8 protein-coding genes are annotated in these 7,138 nt (G+C 71.3%); all 8 read left to right on the top strand.

From position 1 onward, the window contains the following. Positions 1-84: 84 nt before the first annotated feature. The 8 genes from thrS to ACFORO_RS35895 all read left to right on the top strand — a co-directional run bounded on the left by thrS (position 85) and on the right by ACFORO_RS35895 (position 7,058). Positions 85-2,112, top strand: coding sequence for a threonine--tRNA ligase (thrS, locus tag ACFORO_RS35860; RefSeq protein ID WP_354745142.1), 2,028 nt, complete (start codon positions 85-87; stop codon positions 2,110-2,112). Then, positions 2,109-2,651, top strand: a complete 543-nt coding sequence (locus ACFORO_RS35865) for an HIT family protein (protein WP_377869832.1) — start codon at positions 2,109-2,111, stop codon at positions 2,649-2,651. The genes thrS and ACFORO_RS35865 overlap by 4 nt, the downstream gene beginning before the upstream one ends. A gap of 50 nt (positions 2,652-2,701) precedes the next feature. Continuing rightward, a complete protein-coding gene (locus tag ACFORO_RS35870) occupies positions 2,702-3,232 on the top strand; it encodes a MarR family winged helix-turn-helix transcriptional regulator (RefSeq protein ID WP_377869833.1) in 531 nt (176 codons plus the stop codon). Between the two features lie 100 nt (positions 3,233-3,332). Further along, positions 3,333-3,980 (top strand): phosphatidylinositol phosphate synthase, encoded by a 648-nt coding sequence (gene pgsA, locus ACFORO_RS35875; RefSeq protein WP_344277063.1) that lies wholly within the window; start codon positions 3,333-3,335, stop codon positions 3,978-3,980. Beyond that, positions 3,977-4,888, top strand: a complete 912-nt coding sequence (locus ACFORO_RS35880; protein WP_377869834.1) for a phosphatidylinositol mannoside acyltransferase — start codon at positions 3,977-3,979, stop codon at positions 4,886-4,888. Before pgsA ends, ACFORO_RS35880 begins: the two co-directional genes overlap by 4 nt. Positions 4,889-4,905: 17 nt before the next feature. Further along, complete coding sequence (locus ACFORO_RS35885) at positions 4,906-6,048, top strand: glycosyltransferase family 4 protein (RefSeq protein WP_377869841.1); 1,143 nt, start codon at positions 4,906-4,908, stop codon at positions 6,046-6,048. Next, positions 6,045-6,530 carry an NUDIX hydrolase gene (locus tag ACFORO_RS35890; protein WP_377869835.1) on the top strand — a complete coding sequence of 162 codons (486 nt, stop codon included), beginning with the start codon at positions 6,045-6,047 and terminating at the stop codon, positions 6,528-6,530. Before ACFORO_RS35885 ends, ACFORO_RS35890 begins: the two co-directional genes overlap by 4 nt. 15 nt (positions 6,531-6,545) lie before the next feature. Then, positions 6,546-7,058, top strand: a complete 513-nt coding sequence (locus tag ACFORO_RS35895; protein WP_377869836.1) for an XdhC family protein — start codon at positions 6,546-6,548, stop codon at positions 7,056-7,058. Positions 7,059-7,138: the final 80 nt, after the last annotated feature.

Here is a 7,138-nt window from a genome sequence, read left to right on the forward strand (position 1 = left end):
CTGACGGCGGTCGAATCGGGTTCGTCGCCGCCGACTAGCATCAGCGGAAGCCGTTTCAGTCACTTCTCCCGAAGGAGCCCGATCGTGTCCCAGCCGTCGTCAGTAGCCGCCGTACCCGCCCCGCGCGTGGTGGTGCCGGCGGGCACTACGGCGGGCGCCGCGGTGCGCGAAGCCGGGCTGCCCACCAAGGGCCCGGACACGATCGTCGTCGTGCGCGACGCCGACGGGAAGCTCCGCGACCTCGCGTGGAGCCCGGAAGCCGAGGCGCTGGTCGAAGCGGTCGCGGCGAACACCGAGGACGGCCGCAGCGTGATCCGGCACTCCGCCGCGCACGTGCTCGCCCAGGCCGTTCAGCAGGAATTCCCGGACGCCAAGCTCGGCATCGGCCCGCCGGTGCGCGACGGCTTCTACTACGACTTCGCCGTCGAAAAGCCGTTCACGCCCGAGGATCTGCAGAAGCTCGAGAAGCGGATGAAGCAGATCGTCAAGGGCGCGCAGCAGTTCTCGCGCCGCGTCTTCGACTCCGTCGACGAAGCCAAGGAAGAGCTCAAGGACGAGCCGTTCAAGCTCGAGCTGGTGGACATCAAGTCCGATGTGGACACCACCGAGGTGATGGAGGTCGGCGGCGGCGAGCTGACGATCTACGACAACCTCGACCCGCGCACCAAGGAACGCGTGTGGAGCGACCTCTGCCGCGGCCCGCACGTGCCCACCACCAAGTTCATCCCGGCCTTCAAGCTCACCCGGGTGGCCGCCGCGTACTGGCGCGGCAGCGAGAAAAACCCGCAGCTGCAACGGATCTACGGCACCGCGTGGGAATCGGCCGAGGCGCAGGACGCCCACCTCGAGCGCATCGCCGAGGCGGAGCGCCGCGACCACCGCAAGCTCGGCGCGGAGCTGGACCTGTTCTCCTTCCCCGAGGAGATCGGCTCCGGGCTGCCGGTGTTCCACCCCAAGGGCGGCATCATCCGCCGCGAGCTGGAGAACTACTCGCGCCGCAGGCACGAGGAGGCCGGCTACGAGTTCGTGAACACGCCGCACATCTCCAAGGGCGACCTGTTCCACACCTCCGGGCACCTGCCGTACTACGCGGACACCATGTTCCCGCCGGTGCAGTTCGAGGAAGAGGACTACTACCTCAAGGCCATGAACTGCCCGATGCACAACCTGATCTTCCGCTCGCGCGGGCGGTCCTACCGCGAACTGCCGTTGCGGCTGTTCGAGTTCGGCACCGTCTACCGCTACGAGAAGTCCGGCGTCGTGCACGGCCTCACCCGCGTGCGCGGCCTGACGATGGACGACTCGCACATCTACTGCACCAAGGAGCAGATGCCGTCCGAGCTGCGGTCGCTGCTCAAGTTCGTGCTGGACCTGCTGGCCGACTACGGCCTGTCCGACTTCTACCTCGAACTGTCCACCCGCGGGGACTCGGACAAGTTCATCGGCGAGGACTGGGAGTGGGAGGAGGCCACCGAGACGCTGCGCCAGGCCGCCGTCGACTCCGGCCTCGAACTGGTGCCGGACCCGGGCGGCGCGGCCTTCTACGGCCCGAAGATCTCGGTGCAGGCGAAGGACGCGATCGGCCGCACCTGGCAGATGTCGACCATCCAGCTGGACTTCAACCAGAACAAGCGCTTCGGCCTCGAGTACACCGCGTCCGACGGCAGCCGCCAGCGGCCGATCATGATCCACCGCGCGCTGTTCGGGTCGATCGAGCGGTTCTTCGGCGTGCTGACCGAGCACTACGCGGGCGCGTTCCCGGCGTGGCTGTCGCCGGTGCAGACGGTCGCCATCCCGATCACCGCCGACCAGGTCGAGTACCTGCGCGGCGTGGAGAAGGCGTTGCGCGCCAAGGGGATCCGCGTCGAGGTCGACGCGAGCGACGACCGGATGCAGAAGAAGATCCGCACGCACACCACGCAGAAGGTGCCGTTCCTGCTGCTGGCCGGCGCGAAGGACGCGGAGGCGGGCGCGGTGTCGTTCCGGTTCCGCGACGGCGGCCAGATCAACGGCGTCCCGGTGGACCAGGCGGTCGAGGCGATCGCCGAATGGATCGAGCGCCGGGAGAACGCGTCGCCGTCGGCCGAGGCCGTGGAGAAGATCCTGAAGTGACCGAGCCGGAACTCGTCGAACAGGACGGGGTCGGGGTCCCGGACGCGCTGCAGCGGCTGTGGACCCCGCACCGGATGGCCTACATCCGCGGCCAGGACAAGCCCGAGGGCGAGGAGCCCGAAGGCTGTCCGTTCTGCCGCCTGCCCGGGCTCGGCGACGACAAGCGCGCGCTGATCGTCGCGCGCGGCGAAACCGTGTTCGCGGTGCTGAACCTGTACCCGTACAACCCGGGGCACCTGATGGTGGTCCCGTACCGGCACGTCGCGGACTACCCCGACCTCACGCCTGAGGAGACGCGCGAGCTGGCCGAGTTCACGCAGCACGCGATGGGCGTGATCCGGGCGGTGTCGGCGGCGCACGGGTTCAACATCGGGATGAACCAGGGCGTGATCGCCGGGGCGGGCATCGCCGCGCACCTGCACCAGCACCTGGTGCCGCGCTGGGGCGGCGACGCGAACTTCATGCCGGTGATCGGCCACACGAAGGTGCTGCCGCAGCTGCTGGGCGAAACCCGCGACCTGCTCGCGGGCGCGTGGTGAGGCCCGTCGCGCCGCGGTAATTGAGTGCTCAACCAGCGTATGATGACGATATGTCCGAACCACGCTGGCTGACCGACGACGAGCAGCGGGTCTGGCGCTCCTACGCCCAGGCCAGCTCGCTGCTGCACGCCCACCTCGAAGGACAGCTGCAGCACGAGTCGGGCATGCCGCACACGTACTACGAGGTGCTCGTCGCGCTGTCCGAAGCGGACGGACGGCGGCTGCGGATGAGCGAACTCGCGTCGGTGCGCGGTTCGTCGCGCAGCAGGCTGTCGCACGCGGTGGCGCGGCTGGAGGCCAAGGGCTGGGTCCAGCGCGAGTCGTGCCCCACGGACAAGCGCGGGTCGTGGGCGGTGCTCACCGACTCCGGGCTCGCCGCGCTCGAAGAGGCCGCGCCCGGGCATGTCGAGGCGGTCCGGGAGACGCTGTTCGACCAGTTGAGCGCCGAGCAGGTGCGTCAGCTCGGCGAGATTTCCGAGGCGATCCTGGCCGGGTTGCGGCCCAAGTGCCAGGCCGTCCGGGAGGCCGAAGACGCCGCGGAATTCGCCGCGCCGGTCGTCGAACTGCCGAAATCCGGCTGACGTTCCGGCGGGTCGCGGGCGGGCACGTCCGGTCCGGTGAGCGGGGTCGATAGGCTTTCGTCGCCCACCCGCCCCCGAATCAGGTGCACAGACGAGGAAGATGCTCAACATTTTCGCCCGTGCCTCGGTCTCCCGCGTGACGGACCCGATCGGCGCCACCCTGGTCCGCGCCGGACTGACCCCGAACGCGATGACCGTGCTCGGCACCGCGGGCGCTGTCGCGTGCGCACTGGTCTTCTTCCCGCAGGGGATGCTGCTGTGGGGCACCTTCACCGTGTGGGGCTTCGCGATGCTCGACCTGCTCGACGGCGCGATGGCCCGCGCCCGCGGGTACGGCACGCCCTTCGGCGCGGTGCTCGACGCGACCTGCGACCGGCTGGTCGACGGCGCGCTGTTCGCCGCGATCGCGTGGTGGTGCTTCGTGCAGGACCACAACAATCGGGCCGCGGCCGCCGCGCTGATCTGTCTCGTGCTGGCCCAGGTCATTTCCTACGTGAAGGCGCGCGCCGAAGCGTCCGGCCTCGAAGCCGACGGCGGGCTGGTGGAACGCGCGGAGCGGCTCATCATCGCCCTCGTCGGCACCGGGCTGCACGGCTTGGGCGTGCCTTACACCGTCGAGATCACGCTGTGGCTGCTCGCCGTGCTGTCGGTGATCACGCTGCTGCAGCGGGCGGCGGCGGTGGCGAGCGCGGCGCGGGCGGTCGCGGCGAAACAGGCCGACTCATCGGCGGGCGGGGCGCAACCGTGAGCACACTGTCCCAGCGGCTCAGCGAATTCGGCTACGCGACGGGCTGGCGGCTCGTCCGGCGGCTGCCGGAGTCGTTCGGGTCGGCGACGTTCGCCTTCGGCGCCGACATGGCCGCCCGGCGCGGCGGCGGGGGTGTGCGGCAGCTGCGCGCGAACCTCGCCCGGGTGGTGCCGCAGGCCGGGGAGGCGGAGCTGGACGAGCTGGTCCGGCGCGCGATGCGGTCGTACGCGCGGTACTGGTTCGAGACGTTCCGGCTCCCGGCGATGGACCACGCGGCGGTCGCGAAACAGGTGACGGTGACCGGCGCGGAGAACATCGACGCGGCGCTCGCCGAGGGCAACGGCGCGGTGATGACGCTGCCGCACAGCGGGAACTGGGACATCGCGGGCGTCTGGCTCGCCAGCTACGCGGGCGCCTTCACCACGGTCGCGGAGCGGCTCAAGCCCGAATCGCTGTACCGCCGGTTCGTGTCGTTCCGGGAATCGCTCGGCTTCGAGATCGTGCCGCTGACCGGCGATAGCGCGGCGATGCGGCTGCTGCTGCGGCGGCTGCGCGAGAACAAGGTGGTGGTCCTGCTGGGGGACCGGGACCTGACGTCGTCCGGGATCCCGGTGCGCTTCTTCGGCGAGCAGACGCACCTGCCGCCCGGCCCGGCGCGGCTCGCCGCCACCACCGGCGCCGCGCTGCTGCCGACCGGCTGCTGGTTCACCGAGGACGGCTGGGAGATCCGGATCCACCCGCGCATCCGCGTCACGCAGCGGGCCGAGGTGCCCGCCGCGACCCAGGCGCTGGCCGACGTGTTCGCCGGCGACATCGCCGCGCATCCGGCCGACTGGCACATGCTGCAGCCGTTCTGGCCCGCCGACGCCGCGGCAAAGGAGCCCAAGCCGCTGGAAGAAGCGAGCTGACCCGGGTGGCGCGCGGGTTGAAGATCGGGATCGTGTGCCCGTATTCGTTCGACGTTCCCGGCGGGGTCCAGGGGCACGTGATCGACCTGGCGCGGGCGCTGCTCGAGCGCGGGCACCGGGTGTCGGTGCTGGCTCCGGCGGACGAGGACGCGCAGCTGCCGGATTTCGTGCACCCGGCGGGCAAAGCGCTGGGGATCCCGTACAACGGCTCGGTCGCGCGGCTGCAGTTCGGGCCGGTCTCCTACGCCCGGGTGCGGCGGTGGATCCGGGACAACGGCTTCGACGTGCTGCACCTGCACGAGCCGGCCGCGCCGAGCCTGTCGCTGCTGGCGCTGAAGGTCGCGGACGGGCCGATCGTGGCCACCTTCCACACAGCGACGACGCGCTCGCGGACGCTGGCGGCGTTCCAGCCGGTGCTGCGTCCGCTGCTGGAGAAGATCACCGCGCGGATCGCGGTGTCCGCGCTGGCCAGGCGGGTACAGGTGGAGCACGCGGGCGGCGACGCGGTCGAGATCCCGAACGGCGTCGACGTCGAGTTCTTCTCCCGGGCGCTGCCGCTGGACGGTTACCCGCGCGCGGGCGGCACGATCGGGTTCGTCGGGCGGTTCACCGAACCGCGCAAGGGCATGGACGTGCTGCTGGAGGCCGCGCGACGGCTGCTGCCGGAGTTCGAGGACCTGCGGCTGCTCGTGGTCGGCCGCGGCGAGCCGGAGCAGCTGCGGCGGATGGCCGGGCCGCGGCTGTGGCCGCACATCGAACTGCTGGGCCAGGTCGACGACGAGACGAAGGCGCGGGCGCTGCGCAGCGTGGACGTCTATTGCGCGCCGAACACGGGTGGCGAGAGCTTCGGGATGATCCTGACCGAGGCGATGGCCGCGGGCACTCCAGTGCTGGCCAGCGGCCTCGACTCGTTCCGCCGCGTGCTCGACGACGGCCATGCCGGGCTCCTCACCACGACCGGCGACCCGGCTTCGCTGGCTGACGGCCTGCGCGAACTGCTCGGCGACCCGGCGCGCCGGGCGTCGCTCGCGGCCGCAGCGGGCGAACGGGTGACGGCGTACGACTGGGCGGTCGTGGTCACCCAGGTGCTGCGGGTGTACGAAACGGCCATCGCGGCGGATCCCCGGCTGGTCGCGGCGGGGGAGCGGGAGCTCGCGTGACGGCGCTGGTGTGGCTGCTCGTGGCGGCGGCCGCGATCGTGGTGCTCGGCGGGCTGTTCCTGGTCGCGACCGCGAACCGGCTCGACCGCCTGCACGTCCGGACCGACGCGGGCTGGGCTGCCTTGGAAGCTGCTCTCGCACGCCGGGCCGTGGTAGCGCGAGCGGTCGCCGCGGTACTGCACGACGGTGCCGACCTGCACGCCGCAGCCGCGCGGGCGGAGGGTGCCGCGCGGCCGGACCGCGAGGCCGCCGAGAACGAGTTGACGCTGGTCCTGGCCCCGATCGACCGTTCCCGGCTGCCGGTGGTGCTCGCCGAGGAACTGACCGACGCCGAACACCGGGTCGTCATCGCGCGCCGGGTGCACAACGACGCGGTGCGGGACACGCTGGCGCTGCGGCGCCGCCGGAAGGTGCGGTACTTCAAGCTGGCCGGGACCGCGCCGTTGCCGGAGTACTTCGAATTCGCCGAACCGGACCTCTGAGGCAGACTGAGGCGCATGACGACCGAACCCGATGCCTGCGCCGTCGCACACGGCGAGGTCGAAGAGGCGCCCGCCGAACGGACTTTGGTGGCTGTGTTCGCCTCGCCGGTGGCCCGGTACCTGCTGCGCTACGCGGCCGATTTGGGTTACCGCGCCGTGCTTTTCGAGCCAGATGAGGCGCGGGCCAGCGATGCACCCGAGGGCGTCGAGGTCCGCACGACCGCGCCTTCCCCGGGGCCGGACGCGGACGTCGTGGTGACGGACCACCACCGGCCGGAGCTCGGGGTGGTCCTGCAGGCCGCGCTGGCTGTGCCGACGCGGTGGGTGGGGGTGCTGGGCAATCCGCGGCATCCGGGCCCGCATCTCGAAGCGTTGCGCGCGCTGGGCGTGGCGGAACCGGACATCGCGCGGGTCCACCGGCCGGTCGGGCTGAACATCGGTTCGCGGACTCCGGCGGAGATCGCGGTGGCGACGTTGGCGGGTCTGGTGGCCGATCGGAACGGGCGGCCGGGCGGGTTCGAGTTCTGATCCGGCTTGGTCACCAAGGTTTGTCCGTGAGGGGAACCCTGAGCTTGTTGTTTAACCAGGTGGCGGTGGTGCGTGGGCCC

The sequence above is a fragment of the Amycolatopsis halotolerans genome, assembly GCF_042647905.1.
Lineage (GTDB): Bacteria > Actinomycetota > Actinomycetes > Mycobacteriales > Pseudonocardiaceae > Amycolatopsis > Amycolatopsis halotolerans.